The organism is Stecheria intestinalis (assembly GCF_009696165.1).
Classification (GTDB): Bacteria; Bacillota_I; Bacilli_A; order Erysipelotrichales; family Erysipelotrichaceae; genus Bulleidia; species Bulleidia intestinalis.
Map to the genome: position 1 here is coordinate 1 of NZ_VUMN01000026.1, position 24,855 is coordinate 24,855.

The window sequence follows — 24,855 nt, forward strand, 5'->3', positions numbered from 1 at the left end:
TGCAGTGTATCCGGGAGAATTCGAGCAGGAAGCACTGGCGTATAATGCGCTTAAGGTATTAAGAGGCGAGATGGAGCCGAAGCACTATACCGGCAAGCCGGTATGGACTGGCTTCCATGATGAGGAAACGAAGAAATGAGCCGCAGTTTTGAAGAGCTGATGAATCAGTTTTCTTCCTGCAGGAAGAAAGTGCTGTCAGTTGCCTGTGCTCAGGATGAGCCGGTGCTGGAAGCAGTAAAGGAAGCACATGAGAAGGGCATCGTTGATGCAATTCTCGTGGGTGATGAAGCAGGAATCCGTTCGATCGGAACAAAGATCGGCATGAATCTCAATGAGTATCAGATCATCGATGAGAAAGATCCGAAGGAAGCAGCCCACCATGCTGTATCGCTTGTCCATGATGGCAAAGCAGATATGTACATGAAGGGAATTCTTCCGACCAAGGATTTCCTGAAGAGCGTGCTTGATAAAGAAGCAGGACTGCGGAAGAACAAAGTATTGTCTCATGTAGTCGTATTTGAGATTCCGGGCATCGATCATCTGCTGTTCCTGTCAGATGTGGCATTCATTCCGTACCCGACTCTCGATGATAAGAAAGAGATGATCCGCTACTGTGTGGAGATTGCCAATGCCTGCGGAGTGGATAACCCGAAAGTAGCACCGCTGGCAGCGGTCGAAGTTGTGAATCCGAAGATGCCGGCAACGGTAGAAGCAGAACAGCTTCATGAAGCAAATGAAGCCGGAGAGCTCACCGGATGCGTCGTCGATGGACCGCTTTCTCTGGATATTGCCCTGTATGAACAGGCGGCAATTGAAAAAGGCGCACAGGACAGACCGTGTGCCGGAAAGAGCGATATTCTGATCTTCCCGGATATCCATGCGGGCAATATTACCTATAAGGCAATTCAGCACATGGTGCCGGGAGTCAAAGCTGGCTGCATCCTGACGGGCACGGCAGCACCGGTCATTCTGACGTCCCGCTCGGATACGAAGGATGTTAAAGTGAACTCGATCTGCCTGGCGGCAATCCTTTCTGAACATCAGAAGAACCACTGAACCTGAGGCATTTGCTTCAGGTTTTTCTATGCCTGGTCTGCAGATAAGAGGAAAGCTCGCGCAGAGACTGAGAAAGCAGATAGATCGCTGCACAGAGAAAACAGAGGCCGATGGCCAGAAAGATCAGGAACAGGAGAATGCTGAAGGAAAAGAAATCATCCGGGAAGATGATCAGCGGAAAGGCAATCATCAGGATCGAAACCGAAAGGATGAGACGCCAGAATACCGCGGAGAGATGCCCTGCATGATTCAGAAACAGAACAGAGATCAGGGCAAGCAGAGCTCCGGCAAGCGCATGCAGAAGCAAGATCGGAGAAACGATTGCAGAAAACATCATTGCCACTTCTCCTCCCCAGGCACGAATATCATAGAATGAACGGTTTCCGGAAAATCACAGGCATGTAAAGGGTCTGAAAAGATTTGGCGTGAACATCTTTTTCAGGAGTGTCCATCCTGGTATTCCTTCATGCATAAAATACTGATATAGGAGCAGTTTGTCTATGATCATTCAGGAAGAAGCAATGCAGATCATCCGGACTGCATTGCATGAAGCAAGACCGGATGAAGCACTGAAACGAGCAGGCTCTTCAATTCCTGTTTCCATATTTCGCTCTGGTATTAATTCAACCGTAGGACTGTTATCATCAAGATAATTCTATCCAGCCATAATTCCCATATTTGATGGTAATGGGTCTTTGTACATTACGCTCATATAACGATCAGAATCTAATCTGACATTGTAAAAATCTGTATTTCCAATAAAAGCAGTCCAAAATTTAAGTGAGTAAATACAGCGCGGCAGGTATGAAGTGGCCGAGGAGATGAACCACATCCTCCCACTCTCCGAGGGCGGGACGAATGATGAGAGCAACCTCGAAAGTTTATGCTGGAGTTGCTACAAGAAGATCCACGGGAAGCGCGGCGATATAGAAAGGCAGCCCCCACATCTCTCAAAAGAAACTGCCTTTGTCTCAATGATCGATAGGAATTTTCTTAAGCGCCTTAAGCTGGTCTCTTTTTGCGTAAATTACGTTCATAACATATACTCTGCCTGATGATTCGTCTAGCCTGTAGTAGATATAGAAATTTTTAGCGATGATCTTATGGACACCTCGACTATGCCAAGGCTCCTTATCAATCGGAGCAATACTTACTGTCATATACGACAGCTTCTCGATCTCTCTGCGAATTACCCGAATGTAATCCAGTGCAACATCCGGCACAAGAAGCGTATAAGCTATGTAATCTCTGATCTCCAGAAGATCAGCCTCGGCATCGGGAGTAATGACTATTTCGAAAGAATCCACTAATTTTATTTTAAACTCCTTTCGAGATCATCAAAAACATCTTTCACCGGTCTACCATCACCGGCAACAGACTGAGCATAGCTACGGGACAATTTCGCATCAAGTCGGTCTTCCGACATGCTATCTATTGTTTCCGGTTCCGCAGGCACTGTTAACGAAAACGGGATGCCTTTGTGATAGATAATCTGGCGATACAGCGAATTGATAACGACTGATGATGGAACCCCCAGCTTCTGCAGAATATCCTCTGCTTCAATTTTGATATTCGTTTCAACGCGAGCGCTAACTGTTGAATCTTTCATGGTAAGCACCTTCCTTTGGCCAAATTGTAATGCATTGTTATGCTGGCTGCAATACAACTTAACGGGCGGAGTGGTCTGTATCTCTAAATCCGGTTCGCCAAACGATCTGCGCCCCCTGACGTGCGCGTTTTTCAATTTACAAGCAAAAAAAGCAGAAGATGGTTTCTTGCCAACTTCTGCTTCTCTTTTTTTAGAAACTAAGCTAATTCCTCTTCCAGGATCTTTACCAATTTCTTGACATCCTCAACCCTGGTAAGTCCTGTCTCCTTATCAATAATACTGGAGTATACATGAGGAATGAATCTTCTTACGTTCTGCTGCAGGCAGATATCAACAATTTCACGGAAATTGTCTAAGTCAATTCCACCTGTCGGTTCAAACCATAGGCCTTTTCTGCCGCAAGCTTCAGCAACTGCGACCACTTCCTCACGATGAGCAAGCCCATGCATCGGGAAGAACTTGATGCTGGAACCGCCCATATCGCGAATCATGTCGATTGCAGTATCAACAGGAACGTCTGCTCCTTTTTCTGACTTGCTTGAGATAGGTCCAGTGGAAATCCGGATAATACCAGGAGTGCCTGTCAGTGTGCACATAGCATTGACAATTGCATCATCATTCCCTACGTTTGCACGCGTTGCACTGACATAAGTAAATGCCTGATTATAATGCTTGCACTTCACTGCTTTTGCAACTGCAGCAACATCATAGCACTGCGCAGGGTTTCCATTTCCGAGACCTACTGAAAGGTTTCCATTGAGCACTTCGTTGTACTTCTGCATATCAACGATTGCATCATCGACACACTGATAGTTTGCAGTCAGTACTCCCACAAGGGCATGGCCTTCGGAAGCCTTGTAAATCTCTTCGGCATTTTCAATTGAACCGCCAAGAACGTTAATGCACGCTCTGTCTTTAATCCATAATTCTGACATTGATTTCATTCCTCTTTCTCAAAAATAGCTCTTACATCATAATAGCGCCAAGAATCATTGCGCCGATAATAGCACCGCCTGTAATGTCTTTGCCCCACTTGTAGAAAATAGCAGCACCGATAATTGAGCCAATACCGACCCATGCGTTATAAGAGCAAGCAGCGATAATGATCATCGGGCCAAGGAACCGTCCAGTACGGTTGCCAGCGCCCATCATGATATCTGTTCCGCCAACTGCAATTCCCTTCGGAACGAATTTGCGGATCGCCATAATGATCACGCCAAGAACTGCACCGATTGCAAAGCCAACAATGAGAGCCAGGCCGAAGTTATGCAGCGGAGCCTCAATGCCCATAGAAAGCATTAGCGCCGGGATACCAATTCCGACACCGGTCTGGAGAGATCCGCCGATATCCAGAAGTCCGACCAGCGGTCCTTCAAGAATACGCGCAATCAGAAATCCAGCCGCAAAACCTGCAGCAGCAGAATAGTCACCTGTGCTCATGCCATCGCTGAGCATGGCAGTGATGGAAACCTCATTGAATGCACCGGTATGGTAGTTGATGAACATGAAGGTACCCGCGAAGATGGCCGCCGCAGCACCAGCAATCAGCAGGATGAAGGTATTATCCTTCATTAAGAAATCATTCAGTCTGTCAATCCAGGCTTTTTTAGCATTGTTATTTTCACTCATGGCAGTATCTCCTTATGCTCCAAATGTAAACAGGTTTGTCCAGAATCCGCGGAAGTAACCAATCGCGAAGAACATGACTATAACGATTGCAAGCATGATCTTGAAGATCTTTGAAGAATAGCCATTGTTTTCTGCGGTCTTCCCGATCAGAATGCCAAGAACAACACCAGGTACTGCATTTCCGGAAATTGCCGCGGATACGCCGCCGAGGATCGTTCCCCAGAGACCCGTGAACTTGCCGCCATCAATTGCAGCAAGCCAGAACACTGCAGGCATTACCGGATTGATCAGCCAGGATGTTGCAGGACTCAGTACATTTGCAGCAATTGTAGAAAGCTTTTCCGGAATCAGGGATGCCAGAGTATTCAGGAATGTAACGACTACAGCTCCAACTGCAGCACCCATGCACATCATTCTTGCAGGATTCCACAGAGTCTGCTTGACATCTCTGTTCTTCAGCAGCAGAAGACCAGCAGCCCAGTTAGGAACAATACGATGCATCACATCCTGAGTGAGGGAACCAGCTGCAACGGTCTGCGCAGCAGCATTGAAGAAGAAACCCAGTCCGAATGATAGATGAGCTGCAGGATCCCCTGCACATGCATTCAGTTCCCCTAATGTTCTGAATGCGCCCATTGACTGAATCTCCGGTGCATAGTTCATTCGAGCAGCACCAGCAGCGATGCAGCCTCCGCCAATCGCACCAATGATCAGCGAATAGATGACAATCTGTATCATTTGATATCCTCCTCTTTCAGATCCAGATAATCTATGACTACCATTATGCGTGCCTTAATGGTAAAGTCCTTTTTCTCGCGGGGCCAAAACAGGAACAGGAAGCGTTCTGTGTACTTATTGACCTTTACATCCTCGAAGTAAACTTCCTCAGCTTTCAGATTGATCAGAGGTTTTCCGCCAAGATCCTCATAAGCCTTGCTTCTCATCTGATTAAAAAGTGAGCCGACAACATTCACGTATTTGTCGCCGGAAGCTGTTACTTCATAGGAACGCTTCATTGTTTTCAGAAGCTGATCCTGCATGGGTTATTTTCCGCTTTCTTTGATCAGTGCTTCTGTGATTTTGTAGCCAACTTCTTCTGTATCGTTAAACCTCATGCCGATCAGACGATACCCTTCATGAACTGCCTGTGCAGCAGCTTCTGCACTGTCAAGCTGACTCTTCTGCTTCCATCCAAGCAGAGTGCTTGCAGTAATTGCACCAGCGCCGCCGGATCCGCACTGACTGATTCCGAGATCAGCATTATTCTGTTTCATCGTCATTCCCAGCTTCATGTCTGCTGCCATTCCCGGAATAACAATCACCTTTCCGTCTACCCCAGCATCTTTGAAGGCTTTCTCAGCACCGTCTTTGATCTTGCTGCCTCCGCCCATTCTGGTTCCGATTACAATTGTTAAGCTCATTTTCCTGCCTCCTCCGAATTAATCATGAAATGAGTTGATAACAGAAATGTTTCAATTCCTGTCAATTCAATCCCGCAGTCTTTTCTCAGCCTTTCCTTTACTTCATTTGCTTTTTCCCAGGAATCAGCGGTAATCTGCGTTTGGTCATAAGGATTATCCGCATCCTTGAGCATGTTTCCTCTGACCACTCTGGTTGATAATTCAACCACATGGTTGTCAGCAACTTTTTCGAAATTATCATCTGAATAATGGATTCCCTGTTTCTGCATTTCTTCCTCAATTTCAGAAGCCACCTTCAGAATCTCGCCTTTATCAGAGCCGGCTTTCTCATCTATCAGCTGTTTATAGAATTTCACTTTCCTCACCTCTGCTGATAATCAGGTTCATTGGTTCAATCTTCTTGTACATGTGCAGTTTGTTGCCCATCGAATCAAGCACATCTTCGCTGCAATCTGCATATCTGAAGATAAACACATCGCCAACATAACCTTGCTTCAGAACGCCAAGGTTTCTGAGGTGAAAATTCTCTGCTGGAGCCCTGGTAACCTTATCGACCGCAAGGCTAAGCGTTTCGCCGCAGTTGATCAGCTTTGATACACAAAGGACATTGCTGTAAACCGGTCCGTTATAGTTTCTCTTATGAAGATCAGATGAGATCGTATCGCAATCAAACCCAAGCTCTAATGCTTTCTGATAGGTACTGAAGCAGAAGCTCTCTTCCCCGTGGCCGACATCAAACTTTACTCCTCTTTTCCTTGCAGCTACTGCTTCAGGAAGAATCTGTCCATTCTGAATCAATCCGCCAGGTTTTCCATGGTAAGCATGCGTGATACTGTCGCCGCTTTGCAGACAGTCGAGAACTTCTGTTAATGCCGGAGGATAATGCCCGACATGAACAAGAACCGGGATCCCTAATTCATGTGCCAGATCAGCGGTAAGACGGATCGGCGTAATACCCATCTTCCCTACAACTGACTGCGATGCTCTTGCTTTTAATCCCACGATCGTATCCGGATACTTCTTTACCAGTTTTCTGACGCCATCAGGATCAAGTTTTTCAAGACTATCAAGTTCATGTCCTACTTCTATCCCGCGCTTAGATAAATTCAGCAAAGAGAACACTTTGGTTTTTGCTTTATCAATGTAGTTTGTCTTAAAGTCTTCAAAAGTTTCCGGCCCGGCAGTACCTGCATCAAAGATTGTGCTTGACCAGCGCTGAATACCAAGTGTGTCAGGATCCATGCCAAGCTTCCCTATCGGATAACAATGTGTATGAATATCGATAAATCCGGGACTGACGAAATTACTCTGAGCATCGATTACAGTTTCAGCTCTCGTTTCATCTATCTGCTTGGAAATTTCCTCGATCACACCGTTTCTGATCAGAATATCTCCATCAAGAATGTGATCATTTTTGGTGTCGACCATCAGCCGTCCATTTTTTACCAGTACACTTTTCATATCAGTTTCCCCTCAGTATATAAACGTAGAATGCTACCCTTTCTCCTTCACTGATCTGCACGCCTAACACTTGTTCCGTCTTCTTGAAGAAGCCATCCATTAATGCTGTAATTTCCGGGTATTTTTTCCTGTAACTCAACAGTTGCTTTCCTGCCATATCATTTGCTTCCTCATCCGGAGAACACCATCTCGGGATTGCAAAGATCAGGTGAATCAGCAAGGCATTGATTACTTCCGTACTCAGATGGAATTCATTCGGAAGATCATTCAAAGTGTCAATTAACGCAAGCAATGCAGCTCCGATGCTCTCTGAGGCTTTTTTCAATTCACCTGAATCAATTGCTGGATTCAATGCGCCGGTTTCAAGAGGAGCATTTTTCGGATGAATTCCGCCATGGACATAGGAATCGATCAGATCAAGATCTAGGTCATTCAGCATAGCCGTCACTACAACCACCGGAATAGAGGCTTCCCGTATCGGAACAGTCGAAATGATGAAGTCAGCCCCTTTGGTATCAGATAGGGCATGATAGGCACTGTCTAAGCCAACTATCTCAAGATCCGGGAACCGATCAGCAATCTTTGAAGCAAAAACACTGGATAACCCTTTCCCGGTAGCACATACCACTAATACTTTTTTCGATTCATGAGGCTTATGCTGCGTATCCTGATAGATATAAATTGCAACATAGCTGACTTCACTTTCACTCAGTTCATGACCACCGCAGAACTTCCATCCTTGGGCAGCATCTTTCGCAATTTCGAAGGCTTCCCGATAGTTTGTTTTGATGTTTATCAGCATCGGATTTTCCGGAGGTTCGATTCCATATACCAGGCATTTCGCAAGCTGATTCAGGTGTCTCTTCAGATCTCTGGATAGGTCTGATTTTGACAGCCAGACATCTCTTTTTCGACATTCTTGTTCAATCCGATCAATCAAGCCATCCGTTTCTTCTGCTGTCTTCTGCTGAAGAATCCCATCTTCTGACACCACAACTCCGCAATGGATCATGTGGCGAACCATGCATGCAAGCTCTTTGCCGTTAGATTCAATTCCGAGTTCTTTTAAAAGGAAAGCGGCATAAAGAGTTTCATCATGATCCAGGAATTTTGTATCATAAGTGGTGCCTGAGTTTTTTTTACGGATCAGAGAAACCTCGCAATAGGAAGTCAGGTCACGAAACCCTTTTGCAGTAATCCATACATCAAATGCCTCGTTCGCCTTTTTTACAGCATCATTGACTCCTTGTCTCTCATCATCTGAAAGCGTGAAGCTCTGAAATAAAATGGAAGAATACTGAATCGCTTTTTCCCGAAGGAAATATTCATCGCCGCTGAGCCTTACTCCCTTTCTGCCGAATTCGAAGTTTATCCCGGCATGCTGCGAATTGAAATCTTTCAGTGATTTATTCAGCGTTCCTTTTGAACTGTTCACTTTCAGAGTCAGACTATCTAATGTTTCGTATCCCCCTTTCCCGAATAGGAGACAGAAGCTCTTAGCCGCCAGATCTTCATTGATAATCTGTTCATCATTCAGTTTGCCTGAGTTAAGCAGATTGATGCATTCTGGGATCTGAGTCGCTATTATGTAATATCCATCTCCGCTCTTGCTCTCAAGACAAATGCCGTATTCAGCAAGCTCCTCGCGAATAGTCTTGATATCATAACGAATGCTTCGTTCGCTTTTGCCGAATTCAGCAATTAATTCATTGAGAGCGACAGGATCTCGTGATTCAAGAATCCTGTTCAAAATTTCTATCTGCCTTCTTTTCAACTTCTTTTTCCTTTGTCTAAAGTTTAATGGCCGTCCATCAGAATAAGCATTCAGGATTCTTGCAGTACACTTTATTTTTCTGCAAAATCCATATCTAATCTAGAGGATCAGGAATGATCGGAATCAATCTGCCAGGCAGCTGCCGGAAGAAGGTGATCAGATCACCGGCCTTCGTGAATTCTCTTCAGAACTTCCAGAATCTCATCGAGATCTTTTACTGAGGCAAGCGGTCTGGGATCGACTGCAAGAGATCCTTGCTTTGCCATATGATCGCGAAGATAGATTTTCGGGTTCTCTTCATGAAGACGTTTATTCAGCTCAACTGCATCAATTCCATATTCTTCTTTTTTCACTGTGATCTTGGAGCGGAAAATCTGACGACCTGCTTCATCCTGAATAATGGAAGCGCTCAGCCCTGGGATCTTAGCAATTTTCTCATTGAATGCCTTAAGATCATCGGTAGAAACAATTGGCTTATAACCACCGTTCTTCTGATATGCAGTCACCGCGGCAAGCAAGCCCATGCAGTTTTCTTTGCCGATCTTCATCACTCTGCCTATTCCTTTATACTGAAGACGCATCGCTTCTGCATACTCGTGAGTTTGGCATTCAACAAAACCGGATGTGCATCCGCTTACTGCTTTCGCTCCTGAATAGCAGACAAAGGTTGCTCCCATCTTGTAATATCTTTCAAGATCTTCTTCTGCACTTGCATCAACAATGATCGGAAGATTATTCTTTTTTGCAATCGCAATCATCTCTTCCGGCCCTAACATGTTTTTCTGGACGCAATGGTGGCTCTTCACGAAGAATAGCGCAAGTGTATTCTCGTTAATTGCATTTTCTACATCTGAAGCAGTGGAGCCATTGGAAAACCCTGCTTCGACTACTTTGCCCCCGCCGGTTTCAATCATGAGCTGGATCGGAGCACCGAAGTCAATATTCTGTCCGCGGAGCAGAATGACCTCGCGCTTTGAGGTCTTTGCAGCAGTCTGAGTAAGTGTTTTGACTTTAGCAATATCATTTCCGCAGATCAGCGACGCTACAGCAAGAGCGATTCCTGCTGAAGCAGACTCCGTTGGGCATACATCTTCACAATGAAGCACTTCTGCAAGTCTTGCACCAACTGTGCGATAAAGATCATCAATCACGACATAGTTCTGAGCTGCTTCTTTCATTACAGCAGCAACATCGTCACTGATAGTTGATACTCCAAGTGCGGTCATTCTTCCATCTGCATTAATGACAGGTGAAAGGCCATATTGTTTGTAAATATTATCCATACTTCCTCCCCGACGTAGTTCATCATCATCTGATTCAAGGAAAGGTTCAACATCCGAAAACTGCAGAAAAAATCTACTTCTGCAATTTTCAATAACTCTTTACTGGTCGCAGACGATATATGGTTTTCCTGGAAAACTGGTTTCATTCAGCAGGATCTGAACAAAACCAGTTTTCATAAGTCAAGTTTTCGAATACTAGAATCTCGAAATAATATCAGGAGGATCTGAAAACATGAATCATCTGAAAATATACAGACGCTTGCTTCCGCTTGTGACTTTTCAGAACTTAGAAGATTGCAAGCCTTTGGCATCTGTTCTTATTCATGCGGGAATCCCACAGCTTGAAATTGCCTTTCGCTCAGAATATGCAGCAGATGCGATCAGAATTATTTCTGAAATTGATGGCATTCAGGTAGGAGCCGGAACCGTTCTGACTAATCATCAGGCAGAAGAAGCAATTGCAGCAGGAGCTTCATTTCTGATTTCTCCAGGTTTTTCAGAAGATGTGGCAAAAACCGCGATCAGAAAGAACGTCGAATACTTTCCCGGCGTCGTAACCCCCGGCGAAGTAATGAAAGCAAGTGAATATGGTTTTCAGACTCTGAAGTTCTTTCCAGCGGAAAGCTATGGGGGTCTGAAAACAATTCAATCTCTTCATGGTCCCTTTCCGAATATCACATTTATTCCCACGGGAGGAATTAATTTAGACAATTACAAGTCTTATCTGAAACAAAGCTACATTGCTGCAGTAGGAGGATCTTTTATCATTCCAGAAGAATTCCTCAATTCCAGAAACTGGACCGGGCTTGAGTCATATATCAGATCACTGTAATTGCGTATAGCTGTTTCATTGACAATACCACAGGTGAATCTTGAAGATTTCTTGTAAACTGTTACCAATGCAGAACAGGCGAAAAGATCTGGCGTGAACATCTTTTGCAGGAGTGTCCATCCTGGTATTCCTTCATGCAGGAATGTTCTAAAATACTGATATAGGAGCAGTTTGTCTATGATCATTCAAGAAGAAGCGATGCAGATCATCCGGACTGCATTGCATGAAGCAAGACCCGATGAAGCAGTGAAACGGGCATTGAAGGAACTTCCGGACGTATCCGGAAGAATCATTCTGGTTGCCTTCGGAAAAGCAGCCTGGTCTATGTCGGAAGCAGCAGAGAGCGTGCTTCAGGATCGCATCAGCGAAGGTATCTGCATCACGAAGTATGGACATGTGCAGAAAGAGATTCCGCAGGTACCATGCTATGAGGCAGGTCACCCGGTTCCAGATGAGAACAGCTTTTCTGCCACCAGAAAAGCAGAACAGCTGGTCAGCGGTCTGAAACCGGAAGATCTGGTACTGCTTCTGGTTTCCGGAGGAGGCAGTGCACTGTTTGAAGATCCGCTGATTTCGCCGGAAGAACTGCAGGATATCACAAAGCAGCTGCTTGCCTGCGGAGCAGATATTACAGAGATCAATATCATCCGCAAGCGCCTTTCTGACGTGAAGGGCGGAAAGTTTGCTGAGAAGTGCAGACCGGCAAGAGTCTTCTCGATCGTGCTTTCTGATATCATCGGCGATCCGCTGGATTCGATCGCTTCCGGACCTGCATATCCGGATTCGCATACGTGTGAGGAAGCACTTGCCATTGCAAAGAAATATGCGCTGAATCTGTCTAAGAAAGCATGGAGTCTTCTGGAGGTCGAGACGCCGAAGAAGCTGGATTATGTGGAGACCAGGATTACCGGCAGCGTGAAGCAGCTGTGCAGAAGCGCAGAGAAGAAGTGCCGGGAACTTGGCTATGAGCCGGTTTTCCTGACTGCTTCGCTGAATTGCGAAGCAAAGGAGGCTGGAAGCTTCCTGGGATCTATTGCAAGAGATCATCAGAACATTGAGCGTTCGACAGCCTGGATTCTCGGCGGAGAGACGATTGTTCATCTGCATGGTTCGGGAAAAGGCGGAAGGAACCAGGAGCTGGTGCTTTCTGCAGCAGAAGGAATCCGTGACTGCAGAGATACCTGCATCTTCTCCATCGGCAGTGACGGAACGGATGGTCCTACGGATGCGGCAGGGGGAATTGCGGATGAGCATACGTGTGCGATGCTGAAGGAACAGGGTATTCTGATTCCGCAAGTGCTTGCGGAGAATGACAGCTACCATGCCCTGAAGAAAGCGGGCGGTCTTGTGATTACAGGACCTACAGGGACCAATGTCAATGATCTGACCGTTCTTCTGATCCGGAGGCATGCATCATGATCGGAACGGCAGGAGAATACCGGATCTTCCNGGTTTCAAAGGGAACGAGAATTGAGAAGGATGTGGAAACGGATCTCGGCAAGCGGGAAGATCTGTGCAGAGAGGCAGTATCCAGGAAGCTTCCGGTATATGCGGTCTATCTGAAGGAAAACCTGAAGGCATGTTATGCATTCCAGGCAGAAGACCATCAGTATCAGTGCGGAAAAGAGTGGACCGCCGAGAGAATTCCTTCCAGGATCCAGGCAGAAATTGATCTCTGCATCTGCAGAGATCTGATCTCAGTTCTGGCATGGAAGAGCGGGTGGAGTGCAGAGTTCCATGGTCATATGGTGACGGTGAAGCGCAGTGCACTCATGATTCAGATCTTAGAAGGCATCTGCTTCGGAGCAGTGATGGGATTGATTCTGTGGCTGGCACTGAAGAAGGTGAATGTTTCTGCATTGAGGGGATGTGCGTGGGCTGCAGCAAACATCATTCTGTTTCTGAATCATGAGATTGAGAAACAGAAGAATTCGTATCAGTTTCCGGTTTCATGAAAGAAAACCAGCTCACTCGCTGGCTTTCTCGTTTTCTGCCTGTTCGCGCAGATAATCAATGACCTGGTCTCTGGCCAGGGCAAGATGCCTGGAATTGACTTTGCAGGCGTCTTTTTTTCTGCCGTTCAGAAGATTCTCGAGGATCTCGGAATGTTCCTGCTCGGATTCATCGAACCGCTTCTTGCTGGTAAGAGAAATGATGCGGAACTGATGATTCTGGTTTTCTGCTTTCTCATAGAGCGCGGTCATGAGATCATTGGAATTCATCTCAACGATCTGATGATGGAACTGTGCATCAAGACGGATATATGCTTCGAGGTCTCCGCTCTTATGCAGTTTCTGAAATTGTCTGATTTCGTCTTCGAGTTCTTTCTGATGTGAAAGGATGACTTCGGAATCCGTGTGGATCATTGCGTAGTTCTCAATGGCTTCCCGGACTTCGAAGATGTTCTCGATATCCTTCGGCGTATAGGTTCTGACGAAGATGCCTTTATTCGGGGTGACGGTAGCGATGCCGTCTGCTGCTAACATGCGAAGCGCTTCGCGCACCGGAGAGCGGCTGATGCCGAGTTCTTCGGCAATCGTCTTTTCCTGCAGCCACGTTCCGGATGGATAGCGGCCGGAAAAAATATCTTCTTTGATGATTTCGTAAGCCTGCTGGCTGATGGTTGTGATCTGTTTCATAAGCTACAAGGATATGATACACCAAAGGAAACGAAAACTGCATGAATGCTTCCTGAGAAAAGCATCCATGCAGTCCGGGTGAAACTCAGTGTATGAAGAGACTCAGGATGATCAGCAGCACGGAACCGAATAACGGCACCAGGATTGTGCTGATGGTCCAGGTCTTCAGAGAGGTGTTGATATCCAGCCCTGAGAAGTTCGTTACTACATGGAAGTAGGAGTCATTCAGGAAGGACGGGCACATCGTAGTAAGGCAGAGAGCCATTCCGGCAAGATACGGATTGATGCTCAGAGTACCAAGCATCGGAGCGATGATTGCCGAACCGGTAATCATCGCAGTAGTTCCGGATCCCTGCGGGAATCTCATGATTGTTCCGATCAGGAGCGGTACCAGGATCGGAAGCACGCCTGCATTGACAATGCCCTGAGCCATGATCTGAGCAGCCCCGGTTGCTTTGACGACCGCACCGAGAGCTCCGCCAGCAGCAGTGATGAATACGATCGGGCCTGCATCTTTGAGGGCGTCGCCCATCATGCCCTGGATTTCCTTGTTTGTCTTGCCTTCGGTCAGGCAGAATGCACCGAGACATACGGAGAGGAATAATGCGATCACCGGATTGCCGAGGAAAGTGATGATCTGACCGAACATGGAAGTCTTCATTGCGGTCTGGGAAACGATCGTATTTGCGAGAATCAGGAATACCGGCAGCAGGAGAATCAGGAAGGAGATTCCGGCTCCAGGGAGTTTCTCTGTGGTGAGGAGTTCTTCGAAGTCGTTGTTTTCCAGTTCCTTGCCGCTGTCAAGCTTCTTTGAAATCTTCTGCAGAACCGCATACTGTGCTTCCGTATACTTGCTCGGATCGATTTCTTCCGGCACTACGAACTTTCCTTCATACTTCTTTCCGTAATAGCGGAAGAGATACACAGAGAAGATGAACAGCGGAACTGAGAAGGCAAGACCGCAGAGAATGAAGATTCCAAGATCGATATTGATTCCTTCATTCTGGAAGGTCGAAACAACCGCCAGAGGCCCTGGGGTAGGCGGAACCATGAAGTGAGTAATATAGAGCCCCATTCCGAGAATACCGCCCAGCTGAACCATGGACTTCTTGGTCAGACGGGAGAATTCCTTTGCCAGAGACGACAGGATGACGAAGCCGCTGTCGCAGAATACCGGAATGGAAACTACGAAACCGGTAAGGCCGAGCACGACATCAGCACGCTTGACGCCGACGACCTTGAGAATGCTGAGGGCCATGCGCTTTGCCGCACCGCTCTTCTCAAGGAAGATGCCCATGATGCAGCCAAGGCCGATCACGATGCCGATACTGGTCATCGTTCCGCCGAAGCCTGAGGTAACGGTGGAGATCGCAACGCTCAGAAGGCTGCCGCCTTCATTGCCGGTTCCGACCAGCAGTGCATTTCCGGAGAGAATGGCAATCAGAATTGCCGAAATTATCATTGCCGGGAATGGGTGAAGTCTTGTCTTGATAATCAGCACCATCATGATCACGATGCCGATGATCATCGCTAATACTGGATTCATAAATGATTCTATCCTCCTTGTTTTCGATCAGATGACCGGGCCGAGACAGTGAATATCGATGGCTGAGAAGTACTGGATCGCTTCGTTCTTGGTCATTTCTCCATTCAGGACGCGGACCAGCTTTGCGATCGCTTCTTCTCCGACCTGCTCAATTGTCTTTTCACCGGTAATGATCAGTCCTGCATTCAGATCCATGTCGTTCTGCATCCGTTCATAAGTGTTCGGATTTCCGCAGATCTTGATTACAGGCATGCTCGGGAAGCCCTGCGGGGCACCTCTGCCGGTAGAGAAGCACATGAACTGTGCTCCGGTAGCTGCCATTCCGGTCAGGATCTCAGGTTCCCGCCCCGGTGTATCCTTGATCCACAGCCCCTTCTGAGTTGTGACATGTTCCGGATACTCCAGCACGCCCTGAATCGGGCGGCTTCCGCTTTTCACAATTGCGCCGAGACTCTTCTCTTCAATGGACGACAGACCGCCGGCAATATTGCCTGGCGTCGGCTGGCCCCTGCGCATATCGCAGCCGACACTCTTTGCCCGTGTCTCCATGTTGTTGACGATCTCATAGATCTTATCAGCGACCTGCTTGTTGACCGCTCTGCGGGCAAGCAGATGCTCGCCACCGAGGAACTCGGTCGTTTCTCCGAAGATGACCGTTGCTCCAAGGTCTACCAGATGATCTGCCACATAGCCGATCACGCAGTTGCTGGCCATACCGCTCGTGGTATCGCTGGCGCCGCACTTGATCGCCATGACAATCTCACTTATATCTGCTTCGGTACGCTGCATGCCGGAGATCTCAATGACAAGCTTTCTGGCAATATCCGTACCGGCCTGAATTGCTTTGGAAACACCGCCGAGTTCCTGGATATGGATGATCTCTACCGGCTTTCCGGTTGCCTTCAGTTCCTTGTACATGCGTTCATGGTCGGTGCCCTCGCAGCCGAGAGAGACAATCAGAACTGCCCCGACATTCGGACTCTTGCCAAGGGAGATCAGCGTTTCCGTGACCCGATCAAGATCTGGCGGCAGCTGGCAGCATCCCTGATGATGCAGGTAGACAACGGTTCCTTGAACTTCATGGGCAATCGCATTCGCCACATCATTGGCACATGTCACCGACGGAATGATGGCAACATAATTTCTGGAACCCACAGACCCATCCGGTCTGCGATAGCCATACCATTTCATTCCTTTCTGCCTCCTTTTTCCCAGTCTCCTCTGCCGCGCATGCTTTCCAGATTATGCACATGCACGTATTCGCCTTTTACGATATCGGCACTTGCCATGCCAATCTCTTCTCCGTACTTGATGATCAGCTCGCCTTTATGAATCGGCTTCAGAGCAATCTTATGGCCATAGGGAACATCGCCGATCACTGTGATCTCTTCCATGTTTCCTCTCGGATCTCGGACCTCGACTACCGTGCCATCCGTGATGCCGTTTGCGAAGATCGTTGCGACATTATCTTTGTCATTGACCTTCAGGGCGATTTTCTTTTCTTCTGCCATGCTTACTTTCCCTCCGGTGCTACTGCCAGAACGCTGACGCCATCCGGAATCACAACTACGCTGGCATCCTGGCCTTTCATTTCAAGCGCAATCTTCAGTGCTTCATCTGCAGACTTCGCAGGAATCATATTGCAAGCCCGGACTGTTTCCTCATCAAGCTTGGAAACCAGAATCATCTTGTGCTTATGCAGAATGCGGGCATAGATCTGCGGGCACCACTGCTCCGGGATCGTTTCCTTGGAAGGAATCTTCGAGAGATATGCATCAATCTCTTCCGGCGTGCCCATGCGGATCAGCTCTGCAAAATGCGTTCCGCCCATGCCGTCCACACAGCTGCAGCACATGATGATAACTCCATCATCGCCTGCACATGCCTCAGCCGTTGCGACAGCTTTCGGACTCTGATACAGGTTCTGATCCAGCGGATAGCCGCCATTGGAAGTCACGACGATGTCACCGGTGATGCTTTCGCACTGGCTCCACTTGCGGATGAAGGCAACGCCTTCCGCATGTGCCTGCTCCAGATCGCCTGCCCATGCGGCAATGACTTTCTTCTCTGCATTCAATGCGACGTTCAGGATATACTGCACATTCACCATGCGGGCAGCTCTGACCATGTCTTCGTGAATCGGATTATGTTCGAGGACACCGGTCTTTGCATAAGGACTCGCAATGGCTTTGTAAGAATGATTCTCATTGACCGTCTCAGCCGAGCAGACACCAGGCAGTATGCTCTTTCTGCCGCCGGAGAAGCCGGCAAAAAAGTGAGGCTCAATAAACCCTTCGGTAATCAGAAGATCAGCCTCTGCCGCGAGCTTATTGACATGGAACTCTGCTCCGGATGGAAGCACGCCCATCATCACGAACTGATCCGGTTCAAATGCTTTATTGACCACAATCTTCTCATGATCGACGATCTCATCGCCGAACATCCGGCGCTGTTCTTCTTCGGTGGTAGGCCGATGCAGACCAGTCGCAATCAGAATCGTGATATCCGCATCCGGATTACCTTTGCGGATTGCAGCAAGTTCCAGCGGAAGGGTGATCTTACTCGGGACTGCCCGGGTATGATCGCTGGTCACGATGACGACTTTCTTCTTGCCCTTGGCAAGTTCTTCCAGCTTCGGCGTTCCGATCGGATTGTCCATCGCTTCTTTCACGATTTCCGTTTCGGTCTTCTCTGTTCTGAATTCATGCATCTTGGCGCGGATTACTGCTTTCAGATTCTTTTCGTCAACATGCAGCTCCATATGGGAGGTGTAATACGGAATTTCAATGGTCTTCATGATTCCTCCTGATTGTGTATGATGTATACAATCTACACATAGTAAAGCATTCGGAAGAATCAGTTTCAATATGTAAGGGGTTACACAAATCGGGATTGTGCAAACATCAGACTTCAAGTAATATGAAAAAACCTTTCATCAAGGCTTTTATGTCACATGCATAAATCATGGATGCAGGGAATGCAGGCATTTCTGAAGATCAGAAATCCAGTTACTTTCTCGGCAGATTCTTAAATCCGCTGATGATGAAGCTGTCGATATTCTTCTTGTTGGCTGCCCATTCTTCGTCACTGCGGCTGATCATGTGGCGGGTTGCATGCATGCAGCCATTCAGCTGGAAGTAGAGAAGACCTAACAGTTCACTGTCCGTGGAAGAAACCTTCTGATGCATGACTTCCAGATATTCTTTCCGGTTCATCGATACGAATTTGCGGATCACGGTATGAATGATGGCATCATCCGTGAAGAGGTTGCGGTACTCCGGATGGGAACGCACGAAAACACAGAGCGGGACTTTCTCAGCTGCCTTAAAGCCAAGCAGTTCTGTCTGCACGCCATCCACCTCTGAAAACAGCGTCTCCAGAACTTCGTCGAGAACCTCGGCGGTATTGCTGAAGTGCTTATAGAAACTGGTACGGCTGATTCCTGCTTCCTGGCACAGCATGGTCACGGTAATCTCAGAGAAATGATATTTCCGGATCAGCTGCAGGAAAGCTTTCTGTGTTTTCTGATCTGTGTTCATTACCCTTATTATAGTTCGAAATCTGACTGCTGAATCACTCGTGGTTCTTGAGTACCCGATTCATACTGCCGCTCTTGAATCCTTCCAGATCCATGGATACATAGGCAAATCCTGCCTGCTTCAGCACTTCAGCAGTTTCCTTGCGCAGGGCTTCATCCTGGAAGCGAACCATCTCCTCCGGGAGCACTTCAATTCTGGCTAGGGATCCGTGAACCCGGACACGCACCTGAGTGAATCCCTTCTTCAAAAGAAAGGTCTCTCCTGTTTCAACCATATGAAGCTTTTCTTCCGTGATTTCTTCTCCATAGGAAATCCGGGAAGCCAGGCAGGCAAACGAAGGCTTGTTCCAGGTCGGAAGATGCTGTTCTTCAGAAAGGACTCGGATCTCCTGCTTATGAAGACCAGCTTCTTTCAGCGGACTGCGGATTCCGAGTTCTGCCAATGCCTTCAGTCCAGGCCGGTAGTCGCCGAGGTCATCCAGGTTCGTTCCTTCCATCACGCAGGCAAATCCGTCTGCTTCTGCCTGGCTCTTCAGGGCAGAGAAGAGGGCGTGCTTGCAGAGATAGCAGCGATCAGAGGGATTCTCTGAGACTCCTGGCACGCTCAGAATATCGAACTTCAGAAGTTTATGAGGAATTCCATCTTCTTTGCAGAAGGCAATGGCCTCCTCGTTCTCCCAGGAAGGGAAGAACGGAGATTCTGCGGTATACGCAATCATCCGGTCTTTCAGTACTTCGTGTGCTTCTTTCAGAAGATAAGTCGAATCTACTCCTCCGGAAAATGCGATGGCAGCACTGCCTGCTTCTTTCAGGATGCGATGAAGCTCGGCTCGTTTCTCTTCGGTATTCATTCTGCTTCGTCCTTTACTTCCCAGAGGGTCTTTCCGTTCTTCCGCGCAATCTCTGCAACATCGTCATACTCCATCTTGGACTTCTCAATTCCGTATCCGGAAGCATTCTTCTTCCGGATCGTTCCGTCTTTCACAAAGATCTTTTCCTGGCTGCGTTTCAGTACTGCCCGGTCCATCAGCTGATACCTCACTCCGAGTGTCGTCGTATAGCGGAAGATACATTGCAGAATCGTTTCCTCATCCTTCGGAAGGCAGAGCACGGATAAGAGATAGGCTGGCCGGTTTTTCTTCATGAAGATCGGAGTGATGAACACATCTCTCGCTCCAGCTTCAAATAACCGTTCCATCGCAAACCCGATCTCTTCGCCAGTCATGTCATCAATGTTGGTTTCGAGTTTCTCAATCTTCTGGTTCCTGCTTTCGGTCTGATCTTCACCAAGGAATGCCCGAACGCAATTAGCAGCTTCAAAGTCTTTTTCACCCATTCCGTAACCAGTCTGCTCAATGGTCATGATCGGTCTGGAACCAAAGGAAGACGCAAACGCCTTCAGCAATGCAGCACCGGTAGGGGTGCAGAGTTCTCCTCTGAACTTCTCCATGGAATAAGTCGGAATTCCTCTCAGCAGATATTCGGCGGCAGGAGCAGGGACCGGAACGATTCCATGCATGCAGCGGACTTCGCCATAGCCGGTATTGATCGGAGAGATGATCACCTGTTCTGCATGGATGGTATGCATCAATAGACAGACAGCAGTGATGTCCATGATGGCATCCTTCATGCCTACTTCATGGAAATGAATCTCTGATACGGGCATCTGATGGGCATGGCTTTCTGCCTCTGCAATCAGCTGATATACCTTCATCACATTGTCTTTCACTTCATCCCGCAGCGGGAATGAACGGACGGTATCTTCAATGGATTCCATCGAGGCATGATGATGTTCCTGTGCTTCGTTATGATGATCATGATCGGAATGGTCATGAACGTCATGGCTCTTCTCTTCTTCTCCATTTACGAGCACATGGAAATGCTTTCCGGCAATGCCGCACTTCGTGCTTGATTCCAGAGAAACAGAAACTCCTTCGAGGCCGAGGCTGTTGAGCTGATTCAGAATTTCATTCTGTTCTTGCTCGCTGAGCAGATCCAGCAGGGCACCCGCCAGCATATCTCCGGCCGCACCCATATTGCACTCCAGATACAACGTCTTCATTGATTGCCTCCCAGATATTTCGGATGATTGATCATGCTTGCCTGATAGGCAGCCCCGAATCCGTTATCGATATTCACGACACTTACTCCGCTCGCGCAGGAATTCAGCATGGACAGAAGTGCTGAGAGCCCGTGGAATGAAGCACCATAGCCGACACTGGTCGGGACTGCAATGACCGGACAATCCACCAGCCCGCCGATCACACTGGCAAGTGCTCCTTCCATGCCAGCCAATGCGATGACCGCATTCGCTGACATCAGAATATCCAGATTGCTTAACAGTCTGTGCAGTCCGGCAACGCCTACATCATAGAGACGAACTGTTTCATTGCCGAATGCCTCACACGTCAGCACTGCTTCTTCTGCAGCTTTCTGATCGCTTGTTCCGCCGGTTGCGACGACAATCTTTCCAAGTCCATCCGGTTCCGGAATTTCCCCGAATACTGCTGCTTCGGCAAGCTCATTGTAATGAATCTCATAGGGAGGATTGCTTGCGGCAATCAGGTCTTTCTTCTCCTGATTCATTCGTGTGACCAGAATGGTTTTCTGTCTATCCTGCCATGCGCGTTCTGCCAGCAGGCGGATCTGCTCTCCGGTCTTGCCTGCACCATAGATGACTTCTGCCTGTCCCTGTCTTAATGCCCGATGACGATCCAGCTTAGCAAAGCCAAGGTCTTCATAAGGCGCTTCTTTCAGTTTCAGCAGAACATCGTCTTCCGAGATTTCTCCTGCTTTATAAGTTTCCAGAAGCTGTTTCAGTTCTTTCTGATTCATGCCAGTCCTCCTTTGGTCCATCATAGATGATGGTATGAGATTCGCTGAGTTCGATGATCCGTTCCGGAATGAGACGGAGAAGTGTTTCATCATGACTTGAGATCAATAGGGTCTTTCCTGCATGCTTCCATTGTGTCAGGAAGCTGAGCATCCATTCTCTTGATTTCCGATCCAGTCCATTCAATGGTTCATCAAGAATCAGAACTTCCGGATTCATGGACAGCACACAGGCTAAGGCAGTCTTCTTCTGCTCTCCGCCGCTGAGATGATAAGGCGGTCTTGAGGCAAGATTCTCCAGTCCGATCATCTTCATGACATCATCAGTGCGTTTCTTTACTTCTGCTTGGGATAATCCGAGCTGTCTTGGCCCGAAGGCAATCTCTTCTTCTACGCTGCTGCAGAATAGCTGCACTTCAGGGCTCTGAAACACATAGCCGATGGAAGCGTGCAGTGTCCTTGCGACTTTCTGATTCTTCATGCTGGACGCATTGATTTCCTGGCCCAGGAAGGTCCAGGATCCATGATCCGGAAACAGAAGCCCGTTCAGAAGCTTCAGGAGGGTCGTCTTCCCGCATCCGTTGTCGCCAGCGATTCCGATGCATTCTCCCTTAGAGATAGAACAGGAAAGATCTGCCAGGGCAGGAATTTCTTCATAGTGATAGGAAACATGTTCCAGACGGATCAGTTCTTCGCTCATAAAGGCCTTTCTGAATAGAAAAACAGGAATACATAGAGAATCAGGATTGCTAAGAGGAATACGTCATAGCGATTCAGTTTCTCGGGCTTGCTGGAATGAATCGTGCCATCATACAGCCTGCACTCCATGGCATCAGAAGTCTGGTGACCGTAGTCTGCTGCCTTCAGAAACAGAGTTCCGAGAATTCCGGAAAAGCTTTTCTGATGATCTCTGCTTCTGGAGAGGTTTCTTAACTGCAGAGCAGTGAGCATTTCTTCTGCCTTTCTGCCGAGCAGCTCGATATAGCGCAGCGTCAGATCCAGAATGAATACCACAATGGAAGGAAGATGAATCCGGTTCAGCGACGCAGTCAGCTGATTCCATGGCGAAGAAACCGAAACATAGGAAAGCATTCCGACCGACAGAAATACTTTGACGGTGATTGTGATAAATGCCATGGAACCGGAAAGAAAATATGCTGGGAACATTATCATGAATGACAGGAATGCAGCTCCGGCAGCACTTTCAATCACATCTTTCAGAATCTCAATCCGCTGAAAGCTCAGAAACAGTAAGAACGCGGCCGCGACGGTCAGCGTGAAATAGAAAGCCGGAGACAATGCGATCAGCAGAATCAGGACAAATGCCGCAAGCAGTTTGATGCCGGCATGGGCTTTCGTATCTGAAGATTGTTTATTGAGATCGATCTTCCGGAACAGACGGCAGAATTCCAGGAGGGAGTGCGTGAGAAAACCGTCCTGGCCTTTTACGGTCACAGGACGAGTCTCTTCTTTTATCCATTCCGGAAGAGAAGTACTCATTTCGAGTACGCAGGTTCCTTTCTGGTATTCGCTGCGAGGCGGAAGATGATGATCAGGAGGGCGACTCCGATCACAGCTGAGACGATATAGCCGAACGCATCCGGAAGACCGGAAACGGAATAATCCGGGAATAGAGTGCTGAGCTCAAGTCCATTGGTCATGCCTGCAGGGGTATAGCCGAGGGCAGTTCCTGCACTGGCATCTGAGGCAATCTCTTCTGCTCCCCATTCTCCCCATGCAGTTCCTTCCGCAAGGAGTCCCAGCGGGACGAGAACGATCAATGTACTTAATAATGCATAGAGCGGCTTCGTTTCGGAAACGGTGACAGAAGAATTCTTTACGAGGTCGGGGGACGTGCGGAGCACGAAGGCAAGCACGCCGGCTGTGAAGATGATTTCTGCTAATCCGAAGATCGTAAGGTGACCGATCATCATAGCCGGAATGGAAATAGAAAGACCATACGGGCAGTACAGAGCCTGGCCGGCAGTGTCATGGAATAATGCAGGCTGGATTCCGAACTCGATCGCTGCACAGAATGCGGCAGCGTTGATGCCGGCATAGGAACCAAGTCCTGCCGCAAAGAGCCTGCGCTTCTGGCTGACTTCTCCTTTTGTCAGAGACTTGTAGATGGCATAGCCGAGAAATGGCAGCACGAAGGCCATATTGAAGCAGTTTGCCCCGAAGGAAAGAATTCCCCCATCTCCGAACAGCAATGCCTGCAGGAGCAGAGCAACCGATACGGCAATACAGGCTGCTTCAGGTCCGAGCAGAATTGCAATGAGTGTTCCTCCCACCGCATGTCCGGTCGTTCCGCCAGGAAGCGGAACATTGAACATCATCGCCACAAATGAGAAAGCGGCGCCGACGCCGATCATGGAGACTTTTTCTTTCGGGAGTTCTGTTCTGACTTTTCTGACTGAGTGGATCCACACGGGTACCATGGCTGCAGTCATAACTGCGCAGGTGGAAGGACTGAGATAATTCTCCGGAATATGCATGATCTGTGTTCCCCTTTCATAGGCGCAAAAAGGCATGCACCATCATTCAGCGCATACCTTCGTGATATACCGATCCACGGCTTCTGCCGTTTCCTGTTTTTCAGTGATTGAGATCAGCGAGAATCAGATTGACTGCTTCGCTGACTAAATGGCTGATAGAATAGTCTTCTACTCCGGCAACCGTATTATCGCAATGATGCATCGGAATCAGAATCCGCTTTGCCCGGCTTCTGCCGATGGCTGCGGCCATTTCTGCAGTGATCTCGCCATACATCGCATCTGCGATGACGATGCCGATGGGACCGAGAATATAATCTGCTTCTCTGGAACAGACGATCACGGAGTTCTCTCCGCTTGCGGCGTGATCTGCACCAGCCTTGAGCATTGCTTCAGCTGCCCGGCTGTTGGTTCCGACTGCGATCACTTCTGCCTCAGGAAGTTTTGTCTTCAATGAGGAAACGAGGGCCTTCCCGATGCCTCCGCCCTGGCCGTCAATTACCAGTATCTTCATTCCGATTGTTCTCCCGGCATCTTCAGATGCCGCTCCTGTATTCATACAGTAAGGCTATTATACCATTTTGTGAAAAATTTCAGAAGTATTTCTGATCAGTCGTAATCGAACCTCACTTGTAAAAGTTAACGCAACCTCGGTATTGCATTAAGTAAGTCTGAACAGGTAACGAAGAAGGACTTGCATTAAGTAGATCTGAATCACTTCTTCCTTTAACATTTAGATA

Annotated in this window: 29 protein-coding genes; 4 read left to right on the forward strand and 25 right to left on the reverse strand. The window is 47.9% G+C overall.

Annotated elements, in window-relative coordinates:
- The first annotated feature begins 135 nt into the window (after positions 1 to 135).
- The gene (locus FYJ51_RS10085) at positions 136 to 1,056 is read left to right on the forward strand and encodes a phosphate acyltransferase (RefSeq protein WP_154505414.1); all 921 of its coding nucleotides are present in this window, start codon (positions 136 to 138) and stop codon (positions 1,054 to 1,056) included.
- 16 nt (positions 1,057 to 1,072) lie between these two features.
- Here the strand turns inward: FYJ51_RS10085 and FYJ51_RS10090 are convergent, their stop codons facing one another.
- Entirely contained in the window at positions 1,073 to 1,393 is a 321-nt protein-coding gene (locus tag FYJ51_RS10090) for a hypothetical protein (protein WP_154505416.1), read from the reverse strand.
- Positions 1,394 to 1,877: 484 nt separating this feature from the next.
- Here FYJ51_RS10090 and FYJ51_RS13950 point away from each other — a divergent pair, with 484 nt between their 5' ends.
- The gene (locus FYJ51_RS13950) at positions 1,878 to 2,111 is read left to right on the forward strand and encodes an HNH endonuclease (protein ID WP_154505468.1); all 234 of its coding nucleotides are present in this window, start codon (positions 1,878 to 1,880) and stop codon (positions 2,109 to 2,111) included.
- On the opposite strand, the gene FYJ51_RS10100 is transcribed toward FYJ51_RS13950, so the two are convergent.
- The 11 genes from FYJ51_RS10100 to FYJ51_RS10150 all read right to left on the reverse strand — a co-directional run bounded on the left by FYJ51_RS10100 (position 2,028) and on the right by FYJ51_RS10150 (position 10,233).
- Positions 2,028 to 2,363, reverse strand: a complete 336-nt coding sequence (locus tag FYJ51_RS10100) for a type II toxin-antitoxin system RelE/ParE family toxin (RefSeq protein ID WP_105302623.1) — start codon at positions 2,361 to 2,363, stop codon at positions 2,028 to 2,030. The two genes, FYJ51_RS13950 and FYJ51_RS10100, sit on opposite strands and share 84 nt — an antisense overlap.
- A 5-nt stretch (positions 2,364 to 2,368) precedes the next feature.
- The gene (locus FYJ51_RS10105) at positions 2,369 to 2,665 is read right to left on the reverse strand and encodes a type II toxin-antitoxin system RelB/DinJ family antitoxin (RefSeq protein WP_105302624.1); all 297 of its coding nucleotides are present in this window, start codon (positions 2,663 to 2,665) and stop codon (positions 2,369 to 2,371) included.
- Between the two features lie 197 nt (positions 2,666 to 2,862).
- Complete coding sequence (dagF, locus tag FYJ51_RS10110) at positions 2,863 to 3,600, reverse strand: 2-dehydro-3-deoxy-phosphogluconate aldolase (RefSeq protein ID WP_204378535.1); 738 nt, start codon at positions 3,598 to 3,600, stop codon at positions 2,863 to 2,865.
- Positions 3,601 to 3,631: 31 nt separating this feature from the next.
- Positions 3,632 to 4,294, reverse strand: a complete 663-nt coding sequence (locus FYJ51_RS10115; protein WP_105302626.1) for a DUF4310 family protein — start codon at positions 4,292 to 4,294, stop codon at positions 3,632 to 3,634.
- Positions 4,295 to 4,306: 12 nt separating this feature from the next.
- Positions 4,307 to 5,032: a DUF4311 domain-containing protein gene (locus FYJ51_RS10120; RefSeq protein ID WP_105302627.1), complete on the reverse strand. Its 726-nt coding sequence runs from the start codon at positions 5,030 to 5,032 to the stop codon at positions 4,307 to 4,309.
- Positions 5,029 to 5,334, reverse strand: coding sequence for a DUF4312 family protein (locus FYJ51_RS10125; RefSeq protein ID WP_105302628.1), 306 nt, complete (start codon positions 5,332 to 5,334; stop codon positions 5,029 to 5,031). Before FYJ51_RS10125 ends, FYJ51_RS10120 begins: the two co-directional genes overlap by 4 nt.
- Positions 5,335 to 5,337: 3 nt before the next feature.
- Complete coding sequence (locus tag FYJ51_RS10130) at positions 5,338 to 5,715, reverse strand: SFCGS family glycine-rich protein (RefSeq protein ID WP_105302629.1); 378 nt, start codon at positions 5,713 to 5,715, stop codon at positions 5,338 to 5,340.
- Positions 5,712 to 5,984, reverse strand: coding sequence for a hypothetical protein (locus FYJ51_RS10135; RefSeq protein WP_135358129.1), 273 nt, complete (start codon positions 5,982 to 5,984; stop codon positions 5,712 to 5,714). The genes FYJ51_RS10130 and FYJ51_RS10135 overlap by 4 nt, the downstream gene beginning before the upstream one ends.
- Before the next feature lie 73 nt (positions 5,985 to 6,057).
- Entirely contained in the window at positions 6,058 to 7,176 is a 1,119-nt protein-coding gene (locus tag FYJ51_RS10140; protein ID WP_105302631.1) for an amidohydrolase/deacetylase family metallohydrolase, read from the reverse strand.
- Position 7,177: 1 nt separating this feature from the next.
- Entirely contained in the window at positions 7,178 to 8,950 is a 1,773-nt protein-coding gene (locus FYJ51_RS10145) for a BglG family transcription antiterminator (protein ID WP_105302632.1), read from the reverse strand.
- A gap of 161 nt (positions 8,951 to 9,111) precedes the next feature.
- Positions 9,112 to 10,233, reverse strand: coding sequence for a DgaE family pyridoxal phosphate-dependent ammonia lyase (locus tag FYJ51_RS10150; RefSeq protein WP_154505418.1), 1,122 nt, complete (start codon positions 10,231 to 10,233; stop codon positions 9,112 to 9,114).
- Between the two features lie 232 nt (positions 10,234 to 10,465).
- On the opposite strand from FYJ51_RS10150, the gene FYJ51_RS10155 reads away from it, so the two are divergent.
- Together FYJ51_RS10155 and FYJ51_RS10160 are read left to right on the forward strand one after the other, a co-directional pair.
- Positions 10,466 to 11,065: a bifunctional 4-hydroxy-2-oxoglutarate aldolase/2-dehydro-3-deoxy-phosphogluconate aldolase gene (locus tag FYJ51_RS10155; RefSeq protein WP_105302634.1), complete on the forward strand. Its 600-nt coding sequence runs from the start codon at positions 10,466 to 10,468 to the stop codon at positions 11,063 to 11,065.
- 177 nt (positions 11,066 to 11,242) lie between these two features.
- Positions 11,243 to 12,484: a glycerate kinase type-2 family protein gene (locus tag FYJ51_RS10160; RefSeq protein ID WP_154505420.1), complete on the forward strand. Its 1,242-nt coding sequence runs from the start codon at positions 11,243 to 11,245 to the stop codon at positions 12,482 to 12,484.
- 548 nt (positions 12,485 to 13,032) lie between these two features.
- On the opposite strand, the gene FYJ51_RS10170 is transcribed toward FYJ51_RS10160, so the two are convergent.
- From FYJ51_RS10170 to FYJ51_RS10230, 13 genes are all read right to left on the reverse strand, one after another.
- Positions 13,033 to 13,704, reverse strand: a complete 672-nt coding sequence (locus tag FYJ51_RS10170) for a GntR family transcriptional regulator (protein WP_154505424.1) — start codon at positions 13,702 to 13,704, stop codon at positions 13,033 to 13,035.
- Positions 13,705 to 13,789: 85 nt separating this feature from the next.
- Positions 13,790 to 15,250: a GntP family permease gene (locus FYJ51_RS10175; RefSeq protein WP_105302638.1), complete on the reverse strand. Its 1,461-nt coding sequence runs from the start codon at positions 15,248 to 15,250 to the stop codon at positions 13,790 to 13,792.
- Positions 15,251 to 15,277: 27 nt separating this feature from the next.
- Positions 15,278 to 16,441, reverse strand: coding sequence for a UxaA family hydrolase (locus FYJ51_RS10180; RefSeq protein WP_154505426.1), 1,164 nt, complete (start codon positions 16,439 to 16,441; stop codon positions 15,278 to 15,280).
- Positions 16,438 to 16,761 carry a UxaA family hydrolase gene (locus FYJ51_RS10185; RefSeq protein WP_154505428.1) on the reverse strand — a complete coding sequence of 108 codons (324 nt, stop codon included), beginning with the start codon at positions 16,759 to 16,761 and terminating at the stop codon, positions 16,438 to 16,440. Before FYJ51_RS10185 ends, FYJ51_RS10180 begins: the two co-directional genes overlap by 4 nt.
- A 2-nt stretch (positions 16,762 to 16,763) precedes the next feature.
- Positions 16,764 to 18,047 (reverse strand): nickel-dependent lactate racemase, encoded by a 1,284-nt coding sequence (gene larA / locus FYJ51_RS10190; protein ID WP_105302641.1) that lies wholly within the window; start codon positions 18,045 to 18,047, stop codon positions 16,764 to 16,766.
- Between the two features lie 211 nt (positions 18,048 to 18,258).
- Positions 18,259 to 18,789, reverse strand: coding sequence for a TetR/AcrR family transcriptional regulator (locus FYJ51_RS10195; RefSeq protein ID WP_154505430.1), 531 nt, complete (start codon positions 18,787 to 18,789; stop codon positions 18,259 to 18,261).
- A 34-nt stretch (positions 18,790 to 18,823) separates the two neighbouring features.
- Positions 18,824 to 19,639, reverse strand: coding sequence for an ATP-dependent sacrificial sulfur transferase LarE (larE, locus tag FYJ51_RS10200; protein WP_154505432.1), 816 nt, complete (start codon positions 19,637 to 19,639; stop codon positions 18,824 to 18,826).
- On the reverse strand, positions 19,636 to 20,850 hold the full coding sequence (gene larC / locus FYJ51_RS10205) for a nickel pincer cofactor biosynthesis protein LarC (protein ID WP_154505434.1): 1,215 nt from the start codon (positions 20,848 to 20,850) through the stop codon (positions 19,636 to 19,638). Before larC ends, larE begins: the two co-directional genes overlap by 4 nt.
- Positions 20,847 to 21,623, reverse strand: a complete 777-nt coding sequence (gene larB / locus FYJ51_RS10210) for a nickel pincer cofactor biosynthesis protein LarB (RefSeq protein ID WP_105302645.1) — start codon at positions 21,621 to 21,623, stop codon at positions 20,847 to 20,849. Before larB ends, larC begins: the two co-directional genes overlap by 4 nt.
- Complete coding sequence (locus FYJ51_RS10215) at positions 21,583 to 22,320, reverse strand: energy-coupling factor ABC transporter ATP-binding protein (protein WP_205946294.1); 738 nt, start codon at positions 22,318 to 22,320, stop codon at positions 21,583 to 21,585. Before FYJ51_RS10215 ends, larB begins: the two co-directional genes overlap by 41 nt.
- Positions 22,317 to 23,120 (reverse strand): energy-coupling factor transporter transmembrane component T family protein, encoded by an 804-nt coding sequence (locus FYJ51_RS10220; RefSeq protein ID WP_154505436.1) that lies wholly within the window; start codon positions 23,118 to 23,120, stop codon positions 22,317 to 22,319. The genes FYJ51_RS10215 and FYJ51_RS10220 overlap by 4 nt, the downstream gene beginning before the upstream one ends.
- Complete coding sequence (cbiM, locus tag FYJ51_RS10225; RefSeq protein ID WP_154505438.1) at positions 23,117 to 24,118, reverse strand: cobalt transporter CbiM; 1,002 nt, start codon at positions 24,116 to 24,118, stop codon at positions 23,117 to 23,119. The genes FYJ51_RS10220 and cbiM overlap by 4 nt, the downstream gene beginning before the upstream one ends.
- 100 nt (positions 24,119 to 24,218) lie before the next feature.
- Complete coding sequence (locus FYJ51_RS10230) at positions 24,219 to 24,629, reverse strand: DUF3842 family protein (RefSeq protein ID WP_154505440.1); 411 nt, start codon at positions 24,627 to 24,629, stop codon at positions 24,219 to 24,221.
- Between the last annotated feature and the right edge of the window lie 226 nt (positions 24,630 to 24,855).